This window comes from Massilia sp. UMI-21 (assembly GCA_015277795.1).
Classification (GTDB): Bacteria; Pseudomonadota; Gammaproteobacteria; order Burkholderiales; family Burkholderiaceae_D; genus Telluria.
In genome coordinates this window covers 217,321-236,274 of the sequence record CP063848.1, presented here as the reverse complement: position 1 = coordinate 236,274, position 18,954 = coordinate 217,321, and the positions used below count along the sequence as shown (strand labels likewise).

General features: G+C 67.3%; 21 protein-coding genes. 2 read left to right on the top strand and 19 right to left on the bottom strand.

The annotated features are described in order from the left end of the window. Window positions 1–56: 56 nt before the first annotated feature. From IM543_01010 to IM543_00940, 15 genes are all read right to left on the bottom strand, one after another. Window positions 57–1,358, bottom strand: coding sequence for a type II secretion system protein GspD (locus IM543_01010; protein ID QOY94538.1), 1,302 nt, complete (start codon window positions 1,356–1,358; stop codon window positions 57–59). An 8-nt stretch (window positions 1,359–1,366) separates the two neighbouring features. Beyond that, window positions 1,367–1,702, bottom strand: a complete 336-nt coding sequence (locus IM543_01005) for a hypothetical protein (GenBank protein QOY94537.1) — start codon at window positions 1,700–1,702, stop codon at window positions 1,367–1,369. Beyond that, a complete protein-coding gene (locus IM543_01000; GenBank protein QOY94536.1) occupies window positions 1,699–2,283 on the bottom strand; it encodes a hypothetical protein in 585 nt (194 codons plus the stop codon). Before IM543_01000 ends, IM543_01005 begins: the two co-directional genes overlap by 4 nt. Beyond that, window positions 2,273–2,923 carry a PilN domain-containing protein gene (locus IM543_00995; GenBank protein QOY94535.1) on the bottom strand — a complete coding sequence of 217 codons (651 nt, stop codon included), beginning with the start codon at window positions 2,921–2,923 and terminating at the stop codon, window positions 2,273–2,275. Before IM543_00995 ends, IM543_01000 begins: the two co-directional genes overlap by 11 nt. Then, the gene (gene pilM / locus IM543_00990; protein QOY94534.1) at window positions 2,916–4,058 is read right to left on the bottom strand and encodes a pilus assembly protein PilM; all 1,143 of its coding nucleotides are present in this window, start codon (window positions 4,056–4,058) and stop codon (window positions 2,916–2,918) included. The genes IM543_00995 and pilM overlap by 8 nt, the downstream gene beginning before the upstream one ends. Before the next feature lie 28 nt (window positions 4,059–4,086). Continuing rightward, a complete protein-coding gene (locus IM543_00985; protein QOY94533.1) occupies window positions 4,087–4,971 on the bottom strand; it encodes a DNRLRE domain-containing protein in 885 nt (294 codons plus the stop codon). Beyond that, window positions 4,968–5,435 carry a prepilin-type N-terminal cleavage/methylation domain-containing protein gene (locus tag IM543_00980; GenBank protein ID QOY94532.1) on the bottom strand — a complete coding sequence of 156 codons (468 nt, stop codon included), beginning with the start codon at window positions 5,433–5,435 and terminating at the stop codon, window positions 4,968–4,970. The genes IM543_00985 and IM543_00980 overlap by 4 nt, the downstream gene beginning before the upstream one ends. Beyond that, entirely contained in the window at window positions 5,432–5,863 is a 432-nt protein-coding gene (locus IM543_00975; GenBank protein ID QOY94531.1) for a hypothetical protein, read from the bottom strand. The genes IM543_00980 and IM543_00975 overlap by 4 nt, the downstream gene beginning before the upstream one ends. Continuing rightward, on the bottom strand, window positions 5,860–6,354 hold the full coding sequence (locus tag IM543_00970; protein ID QOY94530.1) for a hypothetical protein: 495 nt from the start codon (window positions 6,352–6,354) through the stop codon (window positions 5,860–5,862). The genes IM543_00975 and IM543_00970 overlap by 4 nt, the downstream gene beginning before the upstream one ends. 82 nt (window positions 6,355–6,436) lie before the next feature. Then, a complete protein-coding gene (locus tag IM543_00965) occupies window positions 6,437–7,027 on the bottom strand; it encodes a prepilin-type N-terminal cleavage/methylation domain-containing protein (protein ID QOY94529.1) in 591 nt (196 codons plus the stop codon). Between the two features lie 121 nt (window positions 7,028–7,148). Beyond that, entirely contained in the window at window positions 7,149–8,279 is a 1,131-nt protein-coding gene (locus IM543_00960; protein QOY94528.1) for a type II secretion system F family protein, read from the bottom strand. 15 nt (window positions 8,280–8,294) lie between these two features. Continuing rightward, window positions 8,295–10,319, bottom strand: a complete 2,025-nt coding sequence (tadA, locus tag IM543_00955) for a Flp pilus assembly complex ATPase component TadA (GenBank protein QOY94527.1) — start codon at window positions 10,317–10,319, stop codon at window positions 8,295–8,297. Further along, complete coding sequence (locus tag IM543_00950; protein QOY94526.1) at window positions 10,319–11,836, bottom strand: HD domain-containing protein; 1,518 nt, start codon at window positions 11,834–11,836, stop codon at window positions 10,319–10,321. The genes tadA and IM543_00950 overlap by 1 nt, the downstream gene beginning before the upstream one ends. Before the next feature lie 19 nt (window positions 11,837–11,855). Continuing rightward, the gene (locus IM543_00945) at window positions 11,856–12,224 is read right to left on the bottom strand and encodes a response regulator (GenBank protein QOY94525.1); all 369 of its coding nucleotides are present in this window, start codon (window positions 12,222–12,224) and stop codon (window positions 11,856–11,858) included. Next, window positions 12,221–14,041, bottom strand: a complete 1,821-nt coding sequence (locus IM543_00940) for a PAS domain-containing protein (protein QOY94524.1) — start codon at window positions 14,039–14,041, stop codon at window positions 12,221–12,223. The genes IM543_00945 and IM543_00940 overlap by 4 nt, the downstream gene beginning before the upstream one ends. 196 nt (window positions 14,042–14,237) lie before the next feature. Between IM543_00940 and IM543_00935 the strand changes: the two genes are divergently transcribed. Further along, entirely contained in the window at window positions 14,238–16,220 is a 1,983-nt protein-coding gene (locus IM543_00935) for an RNA helicase (GenBank protein QOY94523.1), read from the top strand. 4 nt (window positions 16,221–16,224) lie between these two features. Further along, window positions 16,225–16,722, top strand: a complete 498-nt coding sequence (locus IM543_00930) for a PaaI family thioesterase (protein ID QOY94522.1) — start codon at window positions 16,225–16,227, stop codon at window positions 16,720–16,722. A 1-nt stretch (window position 16,723) separates the two neighbouring features. Here the strand turns inward: IM543_00930 and IM543_00925 are convergent, their stop codons facing one another. From IM543_00925 to IM543_00910, 4 genes are all read right to left on the bottom strand, one after another. Next, a complete protein-coding gene (locus tag IM543_00925) occupies window positions 16,724–17,242 on the bottom strand; it encodes a TlpA family protein disulfide reductase (GenBank protein ID QOY94521.1) in 519 nt (172 codons plus the stop codon). A 51-nt stretch (window positions 17,243–17,293) separates the two neighbouring features. Further along, the gene (locus IM543_00920) at window positions 17,294–17,926 is read right to left on the bottom strand and encodes a BON domain-containing protein (protein QOY94520.1); all 633 of its coding nucleotides are present in this window, start codon (window positions 17,924–17,926) and stop codon (window positions 17,294–17,296) included. Then, the gene (locus IM543_00915) at window positions 17,923–18,516 is read right to left on the bottom strand and encodes a phosphoheptose isomerase (protein ID QOY94519.1); all 594 of its coding nucleotides are present in this window, start codon (window positions 18,514–18,516) and stop codon (window positions 17,923–17,925) included. The genes IM543_00920 and IM543_00915 overlap by 4 nt, the downstream gene beginning before the upstream one ends. 81 nt (window positions 18,517–18,597) lie before the next feature. Next, window positions 18,598–18,954, bottom strand: a complete 357-nt coding sequence (locus IM543_00910; protein QOY94518.1) for a YraN family protein — start codon at window positions 18,952–18,954, stop codon at window positions 18,598–18,600.

Sequence of the window (18,954 nt, the reverse complement as noted above, 5' to 3'; positions counted from 1 at the left end):
ACGTTTCCCGAATCCGGCCGGCCCCGCACCATGCGGCGCCGGCCGTTTTGCTAGGGTCAGGGCCGGTCCAGCGCCTCGGTGGGCTTCTCGAGCGCCTGGCGGATTTCCTGCCCCGCGCGCTCGACCCGCTCGATCACCTTCACGTCGGGCCCGGCCGCGTAGGTGGGCACGACGCGCGGCGTGATCAGGACGATGGTTTCGGTCAGGGTGCCGGTATGCTCGTCGTTGGAAAACAGATGCCCCAGCACCGGGACGTCGCCCAGCAGCGGCACGCCGATGCGGCGCTGGCCCGAGCTGGCCTTGATCAGGCCGGCGATCAGGATCGGCTGGCCGTCGTCCGCTACCAGCTGGGTGCTCACCTCGGTCGTCTTCTTCGATGGAATTCCGCCCAGCACCGTGTCGGAGCTGACTTCCGGACGCACCCGCATCACGATCCGGCCGTCCGCACCGACGGCCGAGGTCACGCGCAGGATCACGCCGGTCTCGAGGAATTCGACGGACTCGCTGGTGACGTTGTTGATCGTGGTCGTCAGGCGGTAGCCGAGCTTGTCGCCGATGTTGGTGCTCGCTTCCTGGTTTTCCAGCGTCAAGAGCTTGGGCGTGGCCAGGGTGCGTACCTTGCCCTTGTTGCTCAGCGCGTTCAGGTAGAGTTCGACGTTGTCGTTGACGTAGTTGAAGACCAGTCCCGGCCCGCGCTGCGCGACGCCGGCGGTGCCGATGCGGTTGATGCCGTTCGCGCTGATGATCTTTTGCCAGTCGATGCCGAAATGCTGGTTGTCGTCGAGCGTGATCTCGAGGATCTTTGCCTCGATCATGATCTGGCGCGGCGCCGTGTCGATCTCGCGCAGCAGCGTCTCGATGCGTTTCACGCCCGCGGGCGAGTCTTCCACCACGATCATGCGCCGCGCCGGCATCGCGGTCACCTTGCCGCCCCTGCCGACATGCTTGGACAGGATGTCGGCCGCCTGCTGCGGCTCGGAATACAGCACCTTCAGGGCGCGCACTTCCATGCGCGCCGCCGCCGCTGGGTCGAGCGTCGCGGCCTGCCCCGGATTGACGATCACATAGCCATTGTCGCGCGCCACGACCTGGTAGCCGCCCGCCTCGGCGATGGCATGGATGGCCTGGACCGGGCTCATGTCGTACAGGCTGACCGCCACGTTGCCGGTCACGCCCTTGCCGAGCATGATGTTGATGCGCGCCTGGCGCGCGATCATCTCGAACAGCTCGGCGATCGGGGTGTCGCGGAACATGAAGGAGGTGCCCTGCGTAGTGTCCGCCGGGAGCGTTTGCGGCGCCGCAGCGGCCTGTCCGCAGAGGGCGGCGCACAGCAGCGCCAGGGCTGCACGTTTGTTCACGGTCTGTTTCATTTCCTGCCTGCCTCGTCCAATTCGAGCACGCTCGTCACGCCACGCCTGAGCAGCGTGACGGCGCGCTCCTGTATCCTGATTACCCGATAGTCGCCGAACCAATTGCCCACGGCGAGGATCTGCCCGTCGATGTTCGCCAGCGAGCGGCCGGGCGCGAGCACGATCGCGCGCAGTCGCGGCGGCGTCTCCGGCATGGCGTCCGCAACTGTGCCCTGCTGCGCGGGCGCGGGCAGGGCGGGCCGGACGAACGGATCGCGCAGCGGCTGCGCTTGCGCGGCGGCCGGCGCCGCGGCCGCCACGGCCGCCAGCACGGCAAGGGCCAGGCGCTTCATCGGCCGTCCTCCTGCGCACGGTAGGCCACGACACGCAGCTTCATGTCGACCTGGCCGGGCATCTTCGAGGCGCGCATGTCGAACCCTTCGATGGCCAGGCCGGGGCGCGCATGTTCGACGGCGGCCAGCCACGCGAGCAGGGCGCCGTAGCTGCCGCTCACATCGGCGTCGAAGCCGACCTGGCGGAAGGCCAGCACCGCTGTTTCGGGAGCCGGTTGCGCGCCGTGCAGCGCGACGCCATGCTGCCTGGCCAGGGCGCCGGCTTCGCCGATCAGGTCCATCAACTGCTGCGTGGCGGGCATGGCCGGGCCGAGTCGGCCTGCCAGTGCCTCGGTGTCGGTGGCCAGCGCCGCCAGCTGCGCGTTCAGCTGCGAGTTCAGCTGCGAGTTCAACTGCGGCGGCCCGCCCGCAACCGCGAGCTGCGCCGCCTCCGCGCGCACGGTGCGCAGCGCGGCCAGCGGCGCGCGCAGTCCATAGAACCATAGCGCGGCGGCCGATACCAGCAGCAGGCCGGCGCCGAGCAGGTGCAACTGGCGTTGCGGCAGCGCGGCCGCCTTGCGCAGCAGGGACTCATTCATCATGCTGTTCCTTCTTCACCATCGATGCCGCGACGCCGAAGGACACGGCCCCGCCTTCGTCCGCGCTACCGGCAGTGCTATGCAGGAAGCGCACGTTCGCCAGTGCCGGATCGGCCGCCAGCCTGGCGAGGAAAGCCGTCATCGCCGCATGGTCCAGCGCCTGGCCGGCGATCTCGACGTGGCTGCCGAGCCGCCACGCCTGCGGCGCGCCCGCCGCCGAGTGCGACTGGAACACGCCGGGCGGCGGCGGCGACGACGACGGCGCCTGCAGCAGTTCGCGGGTGCGCGAGAAACGCAGGCTGTCGAACCAGACCCTGTGGTCCAGCGCGCCGTCGAGCGAGCGCGCCAGCGCCGCGACTTCGCCGCTCCCGCGCAGCGCCGCCAGTGCGCCGACATGCGCGGTGAGGGTATCCTTGCGCTGCTGGGCGCTTGCCAGGCTGGCGCGCACTGCATCGGCCCGGATGGCGCCGGCGCGCAGCGCCTCGAGCCGCGGCGTCTCCACGGCGACCCGCCAGCGCAGCAGCGCGGCGCCGGCGCCGCCCGCCGCCAGCAGCAGCGCCAGCGCCGTGCCATAGCCCACGAGGGTGCGGCGCGTGCGCAGCGCTTCCCGGTAGCTGCGCGGGATCATGTCGATGTCAGCCATGTCCTTCTCCTCGCAGGGCCAGTCCGGCGGCCAGGGCGATGCCGTGCAGGTCGCGCGGATCGGCGCCGGGACGCGCGAATGCCGGCCCGGAACGGAACGCCCGCAGCGGATCGAGTACCTCGACCGGCGTGCGCACCACTTCGGCGACGCGCTCGCGCAAGTGGGCATGGCGGGCGATGCTGCCGTTGAGATAGACGCGGCTCAGGGCGCTGCCGCGCGTGCGCGAGGCCACGTAGACCTGGGTGCGCACCAGCTCTTCGGTCAGCGCGGCGAATTCCTGGTACAGGATCTCGCGGATCGTGCGTCCGATGTCGGGTTGCGCGCCGGCTTGGCCGTGCAGCAGGGCGGCCGGGCTGCCGATGCCGTGCTCGCGCAGCAGTCCCTGGGACACCTCGTCGGCCAGGCCGAGGGCGCGCGACAGGCGCTCTACCAGCTGCGTTTCGCCGAAGTCGATTTCGCGGTCGAGCATCAGGCGCCGGCCCCAGATCACCGTGAGGTAGCTCTTGCTGGTGCCAAAGTTGATCAAGAGGACCGCCTGCTCGACGTCCTCCTGCATGGTGGCCAGCAGGCGCGCGATCGCGGCCGGGCCGATGTCGAGTGCGGCCACCTCGAGGCCGGCGCCGCGCAGCGCCTCGAGATAGGCGAGCACGCTGGTGGACGGCGCCACCGCGGCCAGCACCTGCCGCTCGGGACCGTTCATGTCCACGCTGCGCACCCGGTAATAATCGACCACTGAATCGGCCGCGTCGGCGCCGAGCTGGTCGCGCACGGCCCTGGCCACGGCCTGCTGTTCGCTCTGTCCACTGGCGACGTGCATCGTCAAGGGCAGGATCCGCACGTCGCCCGGCGCCAGCGCCGAGACCACCCGCCGGCCCGCGAAGGGGGCGCTGGCCAGCGCCTCGCGCACGAAGGTCTTCAGCAGCCGGCGGTCGCCCAGCAACTGCGCGCGCTCGACCGGATAGGGCAGCGACACGGCGGCGCGCAGCAGCGGCCCGTCGGGCGTGGCCGCGACCTGCAGCAGGTTCAGGCGCTGGGCGGCAAAATCCGCACCGATCGGCGCCGCCTTGCCGCCCGCGCCGGTCCTGGCCAGCAGCGCGCGCAGGCCCTGCAGGAAGGAGGGAGCATGTCGTTTCATGGCGCTTGGTCCGGAATGCATGGCGTGGTCAGCAGCGGGGCAGGTAGCGCAACAGGAGCTGCGGCTGGTTGGCGTTTTCTTCGTGGCTGGCGAAGCGCGCTTCGAGCAGGCCGGTCGGCTTGAGCAGGATCCCGTAGTTGGGCACGGTCTTGTTGACCCAGCCCTCGACCAGCGCATCGATGCGCCAGCTGTACTCGGCATTGCCGGCAATGACGGTACTGGCCGCCGGCCTGGCCACGTAGTCGCCGCCGGCCGTGCTCCACGGAGCGGTCCAGGTGGCGTCGTCTTCCTTCCAGTCGGACGTGACGCGGTGCAGGGCCAGTGCGCGCGCCGGCTGGGCCGACTTGGAATCGACCTGGGTGAGCCTGAAATCTGCCTGCAGCACGACGGCGTCGTTCAGCTCTTTCGGAAAATGGAATTCGACCAGACCGTGGGCCTGGTCATCGGTGGTTTCGAGGTACTTGCCCTTGCCCTGGCCCGGGTAGCCCTCGCGGATGAAGGTGTCATCGATATCCGAGCGCTTGATGGCGAGCTCGGTCGGGTCGTTCACCCGGTGCATGCGCAGCCTGCGGCCGGCAACCTGGTTGACGGCGCCCGTCGCCGTCGTCGCCGTCAGTGAGATGGCGAGCTGGCCGCCGCCCTCGTCCATGGTGCCGGATACGATACGGCCGCCCGGCAGGTCGACCGTGCCGAAACCGCGCTGGCTCTTGCAACCGAGCCGTTCGTTCTGCCACTTCGCCAGCTGCAGCCCGGCCTCGGCCAGGTAGCGGGCCCGTTCGATGTCGTACTCGGCATCGATGGCCGCCAGGTCCATGCCGCCGCCGCGTGTCATGGCATAAGCGAGCGCGCCGACCACGGCAAGCGTGAGCGTCACGGGAAGCAGCAGGATGCCGCGCTGTGCCTGCTCCTTCACTCCACGCTCCCCATGCGCACCGTGGCGGTGGCGGTGGCGCTGGCCTGGCCGCGCTCCAGGTCCAGGCTGATCGTGACCAGCGGTCGGCCGGCGTCCACCGCCGGCGCATCCAGGCTGATGCGCTTCACGGAATCGGCGAGCACGCGATCGGTGTGGTCGTCGTCGTTACGCTCGACGAGATTGCCGTCGACGACCAGGTAGGAATACGGGTCGAACCATTTTTCCTGCGGTTTCGCGGCCAGATCCGGCGAGGGCGCGGCCGCGCGCACACGGGCGGCAATGCGCGCCAGGGCGAAATTGGCGCTGCGCTCGAGGTCGTTGCGCTCGGCCGTGATGCGCGCCGCCGCGTGCGCGGTCTCGAGCATCGGCAGCAGGGGCGCCATCACCAGGCCCGTGATGGCCAGGCCGACCAGCAGCTCGATCAGGCTCAGGCCCTGCTGATCCCGGGAATACCGCAAGCTCATCGGGCGACCAGGGTGGTAAAGGTGTAGCCGCTGTCCGGCGAGGACACCGTCACGTACAGCATGGCGGTTTCGAGCCGGGCGGGCGCGGCGCCGTCATCCAGGAACACCGGCGACTTGCCGTTCTCGTGCTCGTAGCGGGCGATATGGACCTCGCGCGCGATGCAGGCGGCATCGGCCGGGCGCGAGTAGCTCGACGCGACGGCCGTGCCGCGCGCGGCGTTCCACAGGTGCTGGTAGGGCTCGGCCAATACGGTTTCCATCTGTTCCTTCATGCAGCGCAGCTCCTGCGCCTTGGCGACGCCGATGCGCGAGGCGTCGATGCCGTTCTTGACCGCGTCGGCCAGCGGCGCGGCGCATACCGCCAGCACCATCGTCGCCACCAGCACCTCCACATAGGAAAAGCCGCGCGCGCCAGCTGCCGCTTTCACGTGCTCACCCTGCCGGTGACGGGCGCGAGCCGCACGCTGCGCTCGACGGCACCATGCCTGAGCGTGACCAGGCCGTCCTTCCTGAGCGCCTTGGCGTCCTTCGCCTGTTTGCCGTGGATATCGGCCGGGCTGCCGTCGGGGCCGAAGGTGGCATAGGCCGTGATCAGGTTCTTGTCGTAGTCGAAGATCGCGCTCACGATGCGCGCGTGGCTGCTGGCGGTAGCGCCCAGCACGACGCGATACGGGCGGTGGTCGATGGGATGCATGACCGGCTGGGCCGTATCCTCGGCCGCGATGCCCGAGGTCAGGCGGTACACGCGCAGCGTGTCGCCCGCCGTGTCGAAGCGGACCACGTGCCAGGCCCGGGTGCGCATCGCTTCGCCCCGGGCAAAGCGCAGGGCCTGGGCAACCTCGGTCGCGGCGGCGTCGGCCACGGCGGGGCTGATCACGTCCGCCCGCGGGATCGCCACCGACAGTGCGATGGCGAGCACAGCAACGACGACGAGGATTTCTGCCAGCGTCCCGCCGGCTTGCGAACGCGCGGGACGAATCATGTCATGCCCCTGACTGCGATCAGTATTGCCAGTACGGGGTATTGCGACGGCCCACGGCGTTGCTGTTCATCACGAGACGACCAGTACGGTTGTCGAACTGGAAGCCACCGGTTGCAGCGTCAGGCTCCTGGTCGCGGGTACCGGTCGACACGATGACTACCTCACGGCTGGCAGGATTCGAAATCTGTTCTTGCGGAATTTCACGCAGGTATGGGCCATAGATGATGCCCGAAGCTGGCACCGCGATCGAGCAGGTATTGCCAGCGGCATCCGAGAACATCGTCAGCTGCTCTCGGAATGCGACGTCCGTATTGATATCACCGGTGCCGGCAGTACCGCTAGCGCCTGTGCAAGCGGCCGTTGCAGTCGCATCATCGGCCGCGGCGGCTGATGGATACCTGCTGCGGTGCTGCACCCGATACATCTCGATGGCTGAACGCATGGTCTTGAGATTGGCGTCGAGCGCGGCTTCCTGGGCGTCATTCGAGCTGTCGGCAAATTGGGGAATGGCAATCGCCGCCAGGATCGCGATGATGATCACGACGATCAGGAGTTCGACCAGGGTGAACCCTTTCGCGGCCAGGCGGTGAAGCGAGCGGTTGATGGTCATATGAGTTTGTCTGATGGAAATGAAAATTGACGAAAAAAATTTACTGAATGCAAAAGAAGGTTATCACGGAAATTAACGTTTCTTTGAATCATCATGCATTTTTGTTGCGGAATCGGTTTGACTAGTGGACCGCACGCGACATTTTGAAGATCGGCAGGATGATCGAGGTGACGATCGTGCCCACCAGGACGCCCATCACGAGCAGCATGGCCGGCTCGGCCATCTTGGCCAGGGCGTTCAGCTGGCGCGTCAGGTCGCGCTCGTAGAAGTCCGCCACCCTTCCCATGACGCGTCCCAGGTTGCCGGTTTCCTCGCCGGTATCGATCATCTGCTTCAAACTGGCGGGAATCAGGGCGCTGTCGCGAAAACCGGCGGCGATGCCGCGCCCTTCGGTCACCTGGATCTCGAGGGTGCCGATGAAGCGCTGGAATTCGTGGTTGGGAATGACGTTGCGGCAAGCCTCGAGCGTGGCCAGGATGGTGACGCCGCGCTCGAGCGAAATGCCCATCACGCGCATCAGGCGGGTGAGGTAGATCTTGATGAAGATGGTCCTGAACAGGGGCAGGCGCAGCTTCATGCGGTCGAGCCATTCGCGGCTGGCGGGCCGGCGCAGCGCCGCCAGGCCGGCGGCAGCCGCCGCCAGCAGGGCGCAGCCGAGCGCCAGCCCATGGCGCAGGAGGACGTCGCTGGCCGCGATGAAGAAGCGGGTCGTGATCGGCAGCTGGTCGTGGATTTGGGTGAACATGACCGAGAACTTCGGAAACACCACGACCAGGATGAACACCACCACCAGCACCGAAAAGCCGGCCAGGAAACCCGGATACGAGAGCGAGGAAACGATCGTGCTGCGCAGCTGCTGTTCTTTTTCGTCCATGTCGCGCAGTTGCTCCAGCACCTCGGGCAGGAAGCCGCCGGCTTCGCTGGCCCCGATCAGGTTGACGTAGGTCGAGGGGAACAGTTCCGGGTGACGCGCCAGCGCCTCGGAAAATCGCTGGCCCGACACGATGTCCTCGGCCACGTCGCCGATGATCCGGGACAGGCGCGGCTTGGCGCTCTGCAGCTGCAGGGTGTGCAGCGCGTCGTGCAGGGCCACACCGGTTTCCAGCAGCAGGGCCAGCCGTTCGGTGAACTGCATGCGGTCGGCGCTGCCGACGCGTTCCCCCGCGCCCTGCCACTGCCATTGCGGCTTGCGCGCGGCGGGCGCCGGCTTGGCCGCGCCGGCCGGCTGCAGGTCGTCCCATTCAAGCGCCATCGTTCATCCTTCCCATCACAGCGAATGCACCACGCGCGCGATCTCTTCCGGCGTGGTGTCGCCGCCGAAGGCGCGCGCCATGCCGTCCGCGTACAGGTCGCGGTGTCCGAGGCTGGCGACCTGGCGCGCCATCTCGTCCTTGCTCGCATTGGTCACGATCATGCGCTGCAGGTCGGCGCCGACCTCGAGCAGCTCGTAGATGCCGAGCCGACCCTTGTAGCCCGAGTCGTAGCAGGACGGGCAGCCGCGGCCCTTGAGCAGCTTGAGGTTGCCGTCGCCCTTCCAGCCATAGGCGCGGGCGGCGTCCGGCGGCACCAGGTAGCTGGTCTTGCAGCCGGGGCAGACGCGGCGCACCAGGCGCTGCGCCATCACGCCGATCAGGGCCGAGGACAGCAGGTAGGGCTCGACCCCCATCTCGACCAGGCGCGCCACCGCGCCCAGGGTATCGTTGGTGTGCAGGGTGGTGAGCACCAGGTGGCCGGTCAGGGCGGCCTGCACCGCGATCTCGGCGGTCTGGCGGTCGCGCACCTCGCCCACCATGATGATGTCCGGGTCCTGGCGCAGCACGTGCTTGAGGATCTTCGGAAAGCTCAGGCCGATCGCGTCGTTCACCTGGTTCTGGTTGATGATGTCGAGCTGGTACTCGACCGGGTCCTCGATCGTGACGATGTTCTTCTCGATGCTCTTGAGGTAGTTGATCGCCGCGTACAGGCTGGTGGTCTTGCCGCTACCGGTCGGGCCGGTCACCAGGATCAGCCCATGGCTGCGTCCGAGCAGGCGCTTGAAGCTGTCGACCGCGCCCTTGTTCATGCCGAGCTTGTCGACGTCGAGGATCGACTGGTTCTTGTCGAGCACGCGCAGCACCACTTTCTCGCCGTAGATGCCGGGCAGCGAGGAAAAGCGCAGGTCGACCGTGCGGCCCTGCGTCATGACCTGGATCCGTCCGTCCTGCGGCAGGCGGCGCTCGGCGATGTCGAGGTGGGCCATCACTTTCAGGCGCGAGACGATGGCCGGATGCATCTCGACGCCGGGCGACATCACTTCGTACAGGATGCCGTCGATGCGCAGGCGGATGCGCGCCTTGTTGCGCGAGACCTCGATGTGGATATCGCTGGCGTTGTCGTGGATCGCGCGCTGGATCACGGCATTGACCAGGTTGATCACCGGGCTGGCGCCGGCCATCTCGTCGATCTGGGTGTAGTCGTCCGGGATCTGGTCTTCGACCAGTTCCAGGTCGTTCGCCTCGCTGTGGATGAACGTCGGCATGGCGCCGCCGTAGGCATCCTCGCGCACCCGGGCGAGTTCGGCCGGCGCGGCCATCGCCACCCGCACGCGGCAGCCGGTGCGGGCGCGGATTTCGTCGAGCACGTGCACCGCCTGCGGCTCGCTGGTCGCCACCGTCAGGCTGTCCTCGACCACGAACAGCGGCACCACGTTCAGGCGCCGCGCCACGTCGCGTTCGAGCAGGCCCACCGCGGCCGGGTCGTACAGGCCGGCGCGCAGGTTGACGAAAGGCAGGTCGAGCTGTTCGGCCAGGGTCTGGAACAGCGCCGCTTCCGACAGCCACTTCTTCTCGACCATGATGAAGCCCATGCGCTTGCCGGTCTGGTCCTGCAGGCGCGCCGCCTCGCTCACCTGGGCCGCGCTGACCAGGCCGCGCGCGACCAGGATGTCGCCCAGCTTGGCCTGGGCGGCGGGACGCTCCTGGCGGGCCGGGGCGGGCGCCGCGTCGTACAGCGCCACGCGGCCGGCGACGCCGGTAACGGTCAGCACGTCGAGCAGCAAGGGGCTCGGATAGGCGAGCTTGATCCAGCCGCCGAGCGTGTCGAGTCGGTCGGCGCTGCGAATCATCAGTTCCAGCGCGCGGCCCGACAGAAGGGGCACCTTGCCCAGGTCGAGCACGATCGTGACCTGGTGCTGGGCGATGCATTCGTCCAGCGCCGCTCCCAGCGCATCGACGGCATCGACCGCCACCAGCGCCATGGCAGGCGCCAGGTAGGTCATCGATCCGATGCGGCTGCGGGTGACCGGTTCGTTCATTACGCCGCCGTGGCCACCGGATCGCGCTGGATGTTGAAGCGTGCGATCCATTCCGGCTCGAGGGCGCAGACTTCCTCCAGCACGCGCACGATCGCCGGGTCGAGCTGGGTGCCGGCCACGCGCGCGATCTCGGCCATCGCCACTTCGTGGCTGCGGCCGGCGCGGTAGGCGCGCGAACTGGTGATCGAATCGTAGGTGTCGGCCACCGCGATGATGCGCGCATTGAGCGGAATGTCGGCGCCTTTCAGCCCGTGCGGATACCCGGTGCCGTCGAACTTTTCCTGGTGATGGCGCGCTCCCGGCACCGCGCCCTTGAGGCGGTCGATGTGGCGCAGGATCTCGTAGCTGCGCTCCGGGTGCACCATGATGAAGGTGTATTCGTCGCGCGTCAGGCGCCCCGGCTTGCACAGAACGGCATCGGGAATCCCGATCTTGCCGACGTCGTGCAGCAGGGCTCCCCAGAACAGGTCTTCGGTCTCGCGCGTGCCCAGGTTCATGGCCTGGCCGAGCTGCATCGCGATGTGGTGCACGCGCTCGGAATGGCCGCGCGTGTAGGGGTCCTTGGCCTCGACCGCTTCGATCAGGGCATCGGCCATCTGTTCGTTGAACTTGCGGGTCTCGGCCAGCATCCCGTACATGCGCGACAGGCCGGAAAGCTGGTTGGCGAGCAGTTCGCCGAGCTTGCGGTCGCTGTTCGAGAAGTCCGGTTTGGCCAGGTGATTGGCCAGCACCAGGATCGCAACCACGCTGCGGTCCTGGATCACCGGGCAGCACAGCAGCTTGAACGGCAGGTCGGTGAAGATGTAGGCGCGGCGCGGGTCGTCCGTTTCGTTGATGACGATCGGGGCGCGCGAGGAATGCGCGAAGCGGTACAGGTCGCCGCGCATCTCGACCAGCACCAGGTCGAGGTTATGGATCGGCGCCGACAGGTTGGTCGCGTGCACGCACAGGTTCTCGCCCGGCTTCACGAAGGCCGCCACGTCCGCATCCATGTGCTCGGCCCAGCTGTGCAGCAGGCGCTGGAACAGGTCGGCGCCCGGATCGAGCTGCTGCACCTGGCGGTCGATCGCGTAGACCAGGTGCAGTTCCTCGTAGCGCTCGGACAGCTCGAGCGCCATGTGGTCGAGCTCTCCCTTCAGGCGGCATTCGTCGGCGATGCCGGCGGCGATGTCGTCGAGCGTTTCCGCCAGCGCGTCCCAGGACGTGGGCGGCGTGGCGCAGGGGGCCATGCGCACCGCCAGGTAGCCGATAGCGCCGCCTTTGGCTTGGATCGGCTGGTACAGCAGCGTGGCGGCGCCGGCGTCGTGGCGCTGCATGCCTTCGCCCGTGCAGGGCCAGCCGAAGCCGGCCGCGCGCAGGCCGTCGAGCCAGTCGCCGATGCCGCCGTCGGGGCGGGCCGCCCATACCACGGCGCCGCCGGCGTCGCATACGGCAAGGTCGTGCTCGGCGCCGGTGATGCGGCACAGCCAGCGCGCGTAGCGCGCAAAGTCGAGGTCGTTCGTGAGCATCGCTTGCATGTCGGAGTTTTCGCTAGGATCAATGGCTGAAGTGGGCGGCCAGGCGCGCCACCAGCTGGCGCGGGCTCAAGGGTTTTTCGAGAAAATCGATGTGGGCCAGCTCGCGCACCCACTCGCGCTCGCTGGCGGCGGTCATCGAGGTCATGACCAGGATCGGGAAGGTCTCGTCCGGATAGCGTGCGCGGATCGTCCGGCACAGCTCGCGCCCGTCCATGCCTTCCATCTGGATGTCGCTGACCAGGACGTCGGGACGCCGCACGGCCATTTTCTCGAGGGCTTCGTGGCCGTCCGCGGCGCTTTGCACGTCGTAGCCTTCGCGCTCGAGCATGAGCCGCAGGACGCGGATCACGTGTGCTTCGTCGTCGACGATCAGAATCTGTTTCTTCATAAAACTTGGGTGCTGTCGGCCAGTGCCGGCATCTTCTTCAGGTGGATGGAAAACACGCTTCCCTGTCCGAGTTCGCTGTCGATCGTCAGCCGGCCATGGTGCAGCTCGACGATCTGGTTGGCCAGGTACAGGCCCAGGCCATGGCCGCCGCGCTGGGCGTCGCCGGTTTCGCGCACGCGGAAGAATTTTTCCGTCACGCGCGTACGGTCTTCCGGGCTCATGCCGATGCCGCTGTCGCGCACCGCGACGACCACGTCGTGGTCGCCTTCCTCCGCGGAGAGCATCACGCTGCCGCCGGGACGGTTGTACTTGATCGCGTTGTTGAGCAGGTTGTTCAGGGCGATGCGGAACAGGTCCTTGTCGATCGAGACGGCGGCGATCTCGCGCGGCGCCTGCAGCTCGAGCGTGACGCCCTTGCTGCTGGCGCGCGACAGCGCCTGGTTCCAGGCATCGCGCAGCATCTCGTCGAGTTTGACGCGGTGGCGTTCAGGCCGCATGCTGCCGGTTTCCAGCTTGCTGACGTTGAGCAGGTTGTTGACCAGGGAGGCCATGCGCTCGACCTCGTCCTGGATCACGTTGACCGCTTCGACCCGGATCGCCGGGTCGTCCTCGCCACTGTCGGCCAGCATTTCGCCATACATGCCGATCACGTTCAGCGGCGACTTCAGCTCGTGGGCGACGTGGGCGACGAAGTCGTTGCCGGCCTGGCGCGCCAGGTGCTCGCGGGTGACGTCGCGCACGACGACCAGGGTGCCGTAGGCCATCGAGTGGCCGGCCAGCGCCTGCGACGTGGCCAACAGGCGCTTGTCCGGCACGCCGTCCGGCGTGAACTCGATGCTGATCTGGCTGCGGCCGTCGGCGCCGGCGCCGCGGAAACGCGCGAGCAGGTTGCGCAGTTCGGCGTCGCGGCACCAGGCCTCGACCGGACTCGACAGCACGTCGCTCACCGGCACACCCAGCAAGGGCTCGATCTTGCCGTTGGCGAAAGTGACATCGCCGGCCGGATCGAGTACCAGCAGGCCGTCGGGCAGGCAGTGCAGCACGGTCTGCATCTTGTTGCTGCCGTACTCGAGCAAACGGCTGCCGGCCATGCGAGCCACGTTGTCCTGTTCCAGCGCGAGGATGCGCGCGCCGGCATGGTCGATGTAGTGATTGAGCTTGTTGACCAGGGCGTGGACGTCCTGGGCGGCTTCGGCGTCGGCGCTGGACTGCGCCTGGCCGGAAACGGGCGGGATCGCGCGTAGCTGCTCGCTCAAGGCGGCGAGCGGGGCCATCTCGCGCTTGATCACCAGGTAGATGAGGGGCACGAGCAGGAACATCGCCAGCGCGATCAGGGCGTAGAAGGGCAGGTCCTGCAGGCCGATGGGGTGTTCGGGTTCGAAATAGCCGATCCGTACCTGCAGCCTGCCCTGGGCATCGGCCAGCGGACCACGGAATTCCCGGATCGCGCGCTGACCCGGGCGGGCCGGCAGCAGACGTTCGTCGAAAGCGGCCAGGACCAGCGCCGCCGCCGGCGGAACCAGGCTGCCGGGACTGGCGACTTCGGCCAGGTTGCTGCCGCTCTCGGCGCTGACCGCGGCGTAGGCGAAATCGGGGTTATCGCGGTAGGCGAGCACCGACCCGAGCACGCCCGGCCCCTGGCCCGGGGCCAGCATCGACACCGGCAGCGCGGCCAGCGAACGCACCATGCCCAGGCCCTGGACCTTGACCTGGGCCGCATGGGAAGCCTGCTGGCGCTGCAGCAGGAGGGTCACCACCAGCGCGATCACGGCCAGCGACGAGATCACGAGAATCAGGCCGATCCGGTTGTTTTTCATGTGGCGGGGCGACGGCAAACTGTTACGCGGGAAATTACTATAGTTGAAAATTTCTAAGAGGAAAATAAAATTCTTCTTTATCATTGCCTGATTAACCGTTTTCATCCATCCCACAACACTTTTCCGCGCCGATCCGGAACCGGGGCCGCCAGCTTCCGCGTTATAGTGATGACAAGCATCCATCACTTTTTCAGACATGAGCAATTCCCCTAACGACAGCGCCGGGCCCGATACCGCCGACGACGCCTTCCTCGAGCGCGAGCTCGACTTCGCCGAGCGCGGCATCGAACTGGTCAAGATGGAGGGCCGCGTCTTCCTGCGCTTCTCGGGCGAAGTGCGCTACGAAGGCCTGCGCGTGCCCTATCGGCTGGTGCCGGCGCGCGGCGTGCTGGCCAAGCCCAGTAAATGGCGCAAGCTGGACCTGCCGGCGCGGCGCGAGCTGCTCGAAGAACGCGCCACGCCGGACGCCATCGAACAGCTGCAGACCGAGGCCGAGGCCTTCGTGCGCGACATCGCGGAACAAGCCGACGACTTCGGCTGGGACCCGATGCTGTTCCTGCACGTGCTCGACGAGCTGGAAACCTCGGAGCCGGCCGAATACGTGTTCCAGCGCATCGCGCAGCGCCTGACCCACGCGGTCGAGCGCGAGCAGGAAGAGCGCCATGCCGCGCGTACCAAGGAAAGCATCAACCTGGCCGAATACCCGGAATCCTTCGACGTGGCCAGCCGCATGGGGCGCAAGTTCATCGCCCTGCTGGGGCCGACGAATTCAGGCAAGACCCACCGCGCGATGGAAGCGCTGGCCAAGGCCGCGAGCGGGGTCTATCTCGCGCCGCTGCGCCTGCTGGCGCTGGAAAACTACGAGCGCCTGCAGAACGCGCGCCCGCACGGCAAGCCGATCAAGGTCAGCCTGATCACCGGCGAAGAACGCCGCCTCGCCGAGGATGCGACCCACGTCGCCAGCACCGTCGAGATGCTGGATACGAAAACGCCGGTCGAGGTAGCGGTGATCGACGAGATCCAGATGCTGGCCGACCGCGACCGCGGCGCCGCCTGGACCGCCGCCGTGTGCGGCGCCCCTGCATCCACCGTGTTCCTGGTGGGCGCGCCGGAAGCGCGGCGCGCGATCGAGGCACTGGCCGAACGCATGGAAGTGCCGCTCGAAGTCCATGTGTTGAAGCGCATGGCGCCGCTGGCGATGGAACCCGCGCCGGTGCGCAAGCTCGGCAACCTGCGACGCGGCGACGCCGTGATCGCCTTCTCGCGGCGCGAGGTCCTGATGTGGCGCGACATGATCACCGAGAAGGGTTTGTCGGTCGCCACCGTGTACGGCAACCTGTCGCCGGAAGTGCGGCGCGCCCAGGCCGAGCGCTTCCGCGAAGGGCAGGCCGACATCGTGGTCGGCACCGATGCGCTGGCGATGGGCCTGAACATGCCGATCGCGCGCATCGTCATGACGACGACCGTCAAGTACAACGGGGTCGAGGAAGAAGAGATCCCGGCGGCGCTGGCCAAGCAGATCGCGGGACGGGCAGGGCGCTACGGCGTGCACGAAGAGGGTTTCGTGGCCGGCTACGACGACGACACCCACGCCGTGATGCGCGCGCTGATGAAGGAGAAGATCCCGCCGGTGGCCGCCACCGGTTTCGCGGTCGCGCCTTCGCTCGAGCAGCTGCACCGCATCTCGTCGGTGACCGGCGAGACCTCGCTGGTGAAGCTGCTGCGCCGTTTTGTCCACAACATCGACGTGCCGGACGGCTTCTTCTATCCGCGCATCACCGAAGAGCAGAACGGGCGCGCCGAGTGGCTCGACACGCTGCCGCTGTCGGTGGCCGAGAAGTTCATGCTGTCGCTGGTGCCGATCTCCAGCCGGGTGCCGGTGCTGCAGAGCGCGTGGGAGCACTGGGCGCTGTCGCTGGCCAGGAAGAAGGTCTGCAAGCTGACGCCGCATCCGCAGGAGCTGCTCTACATGAACCTGCAGGAGGTCGAGGATACCTGCCGCATGTACTCGGCCTATGCGTGGCTGGGCTACCGCGAGCCGCAGTATTTCCCGAGCATCGGCGAGGCGCAGCAGCTGGCGCGCGAGGCGTCGGAACGGGTGGATGCCCTCTTGCAGCAGCAGAATGCGGCGGCACGGCAGCGCGGCGGGTCGGCGGGCAAGGGCAAGCGCAGGCGCTAGCGGGATGAGTGGGGGCTGGCCTGCACGATCCTCGGGCACGGTGTACGATCGCGCTTTTGTCAACCAAGCGTCAACCGTGAATCCGAAATACACCCCAGCATCCTTCAACGAGTTCGGCAAGGATTACCTGCCCGGCCACCTCGGCATCCAGATCACCGAGGTCGCCGAAGGCCGCGTGTGCGCCGAGCTGCCGGTCCAGCCCCATCTGCTGGCCCCGAACGGCTACCTGCACGCCGGCAGCGTGGTCACGCTGGCCGACACCGCGGCCGGCTACGCCTGCGTCGCCCACCTGCCGGAAGGCGCCACCAGCTTCACCACCATCGAGCTGAAATCGAACCATCTCGGCACCGCACGCCAGGGCACGATCGCAGTAAGGGCGACCGCCGTGCATTTGGGCCGCACCACGCAGGTGTGGGATGCGATCGTCACGGACAAGGACAGCGGCAAGACCATTGCCCTGTTCCGCTGCACCCAGATGATCCTCTATCCCAAGGCGCCCTAGATCAGGTAGCCAGTTCCTTCTCGAGCAGCTTGTGCAGCTCCGGGAAGGACGGCTCGCCCACGTAGCGCTTGATGATCTTGCCGTTCTTGTCGATCACGAACGTGGTCGGGGTCAGGCTGACGTCGCCGAACTGCCGCGCGATGTCGCCGGCCGAATCGATCGCGACCCTGAACGGCAGCTGGCGGGTCTCGGTGAAGTTCAGCACGTAGTTGGGCGGGTCGTACTGCATCGCCACCGCCACGAACTCCAGGCCTTGCCCCTTGTACTTGTTGTAGGTCTCGACCATCTGCGGCATCTCCTTGACGCAAGTGACGCAGGAGGTCGCCCAGAAATTCACCATCACCACCTTGCCGCGCAGGGACTCGGTACTGATCTTGTCGCCGGCGATGCTGATGAAGGTGACGTTCGGCGCGGGCGTGCCGCTGTTGAACGAGGCGTAGCCGATGCCGGCCAGCGCCAGCACCACCGCGCCGATGGCGGCGGGCCTGAACCAGGAACGGGAAGAGGAAGTGGCGGTCATGGCGGAAACGGATGATGGAAAAACGGCAGGACCGCAGTCCTGCCGTTGGCATTAACCCTGGCTAGGCGCGGCCAGATTGGCGCGCGGGTCTTCGTCGGCGATGTACTCGAAGATCTTGACGACCTTGACCACGCCCGGCACGCCCTTGGCGACGTCGGCGGCGATATTGCCTTCACGCGGGGTGACGAGGCCCTGCAGGTAGACCACGCCGCGCTCGGTGGTCACCTTGAAGGCGGTGGCCGAGACGGTCTTCTTGTCGACCAGGCTGGCCTTGACCTTGGTGGTGATCAGGGCGTCGTTGGAACGCGAGGTGTAGCTCGACGGGCCGGCGATCTCCAGCTCGTTGATCACCGAGACCACATTCTCGATCGCGCGCACTTCGCGCTCGGCCGCCTGCTTCATCGCGTCGTCGCGCACTTCGCCGGTCAGCAGCACCTTGCGGTTGTAGCTGGTGACGTTGACGTGGCCGTTCTCCCCGGTGATCTGCTGCATCTTGATCTCGGCCTTGACGTTGATCGCCTTGTCTTCGGTTTGCATGCCGATGGTGCGGCGGTCATTGGCCGACAGGGCGGTCGCCACGGCGCCGCCCACGGCCAGGCCTACGCAGCCAGACAGCGAAGCCGCCAGCGCGGTTCCCAATACGATTTTCGACAGCAGGCCGGCCAGCGGGCGCGTTTTCATCATTCTTCTTCTCCTCCGAACAGTGCGACGTCGATGCCGTCGCAGATGCAGTGAATCGCGCACAGGTGGACTTCCTGGATACGCGCAGTGCGTGCGTGGGGCACGTTGATATGGATGTCGGCGTCGGTCAGCAGCTTCGCCAGCGCGCCGCCGTCCTTGCCGGTGAAGGCGACGATGCGCATCTCGCGCTCCAGCGCGGCCTCGACCGCGGCCAGCACGTTGGCCGAATTGCCCGAGGTCGACATCGCCAGCAGGACGTCGCCGGCCTGGCCGAAGGCCTGCACCTGCTTCGAGAAGATTTCCTTGAAGCTGTAGTCATTGCCGACCGCCGTGATGATGGAGGTATCGGTGGTCAGCGCGATCGCCGGCAGCGGAAAGCGCTCGCGCTCGAAGCGTCCGACGAGCTCGGCAGCGAAGTGCTGGCAGTCGGCGGCGGAACCACCGTTGCCGCAGGCCAGGATCTTGTTGCCGTTGGACAGGGCGCCGAACATCAGTTCGACCGCCTGCGAAATAGGTTGCGCCAGGGCAGCTGCCGACTTCATCTTGAGATCGGCGCTCTCCTGGAAGTGAGCGAGGATGCGTTGAGTATTCATAGCCGGAGATTATAGTGCAGTGGCAACCCGGGCCGGGCAAGCCGCGTAAAAATTGCTTACATTCCGATCAGGAAGGCTTGTTCAGTTAATCACATCTTGCAGCCATTCCAGCCGCTCGCCATCGATGGCGACCACGTCGAAGCGGCAGGGTGGTGTGACGGGAAAGCGCAACAGGTAAACCTGTGCCGCACGCACCAGGCGGCGAATCTTGGCGGGAGTGATGCTGGCGGCCGCACCACCATGGGAGTCGGCAGCGCGCTGGCGCACCTCGACGAACACCAGGGTATCGCCGTCGCGCATGATCAGGTCGATTTCGCCACCCTTGCAGCGAAAATTCTCCTCGACCGGCCGCAAGCCGTGGCGCCGCAGGTGGAGCAGGGCAGCGCGCTCCCAGTCGCGGCCCTGAGCTTGCCGCGGTGACAGGCGCTGCGGCCACAT

Bases quoted from the DNA above. Each gene is read 5' to 3' on its own strand.
- IM543_01005 (QOY94537.1), bottom strand. From the start codon at position 1,702: ATGAAGCGCCTGGCCCTTGCCGTGCTGGCGGCCGTGGCGGCCGCGGCG.
- IM543_01000 (QOY94536.1), bottom strand. From the start codon at position 2,283: ATGATGAATGAGTCCCTGCTGCGCAAGGCGGCCGCGCTGCCGCAACGC.
- IM543_00995 (QOY94535.1), bottom strand. From the start codon at position 2,923: ATGGCTGACATCGACATGATCCCGCGCAGCTACCGGGAAGCGCTGCGC.
- pilM (QOY94534.1), bottom strand. From the start codon at position 4,058: ATGAAACGACATGCTCCCTCCTTCCTGCAGGGCCTGCGCGCGCTGCTG.
- IM543_00980 (QOY94532.1), bottom strand. From the start codon at position 5,435: ATGAGCTTGCGGTATTCCCGGGATCAGCAGGGCCTGAGCCTGATCGAG.
- IM543_00965 (QOY94529.1), bottom strand. From the start codon at position 7,027: ATGACCATCAACCGCTCGCTTCACCGCCTGGCCGCGAAAGGGTTCACC.
- IM543_00960 (QOY94528.1), bottom strand. From the start codon at position 8,279: ATGGCGCTTGAATGGGACGACCTGCAGCCGGCCGGCGCGGCCAAGCCG.
- tadA (QOY94527.1), bottom strand. From the start codon at position 10,319: ATGAACGAACCGGTCACCCGCAGCCGCATCGGATCGATGACCTACCTG.
- IM543_00950 (QOY94526.1), bottom strand. From the start codon at position 11,836: ATGCAAGCGATGCTCACGAACGACCTCGACTTTGCGCGCTACGCGCGC.
- IM543_00945 (QOY94525.1), bottom strand. From the start codon at position 12,224: ATGAAGAAACAGATTCTGATCGTCGACGACGAAGCACACGTGATCCGC.
- IM543_00940 (QOY94524.1), bottom strand. From the start codon at position 14,041: ATGAAAAACAACCGGATCGGCCTGATTCTCGTGATCTCGTCGCTGGCC.
- IM543_00935 (QOY94523.1), top strand. From the start codon at position 14,238: ATGAGCAATTCCCCTAACGACAGCGCCGGGCCCGATACCGCCGACGAC.
- IM543_00930 (QOY94522.1), top strand. From the start codon at position 16,225: ATGAGTGGGGGCTGGCCTGCACGATCCTCGGGCACGGTGTACGATCGC.
- IM543_00925 (QOY94521.1), bottom strand. From the start codon at position 17,242: ATGACCGCCACTTCCTCTTCCCGTTCCTGGTTCAGGCCCGCCGCCATC.
- IM543_00920 (QOY94520.1), bottom strand. From the start codon at position 17,926: ATGATGAAAACGCGCCCGCTGGCCGGCCTGCTGTCGAAAATCGTATTG.
- IM543_00915 (QOY94519.1), bottom strand. From the start codon at position 18,516: ATGAATACTCAACGCATCCTCGCTCACTTCCAGGAGAGCGCCGATCTC.
- IM543_00910 (QOY94518.1), bottom strand. From the start codon at position 18,954: ATGTGGCCGCAGCGCCTGTCACCGCGGCAAGCTCAGGGCCGCGACTGG.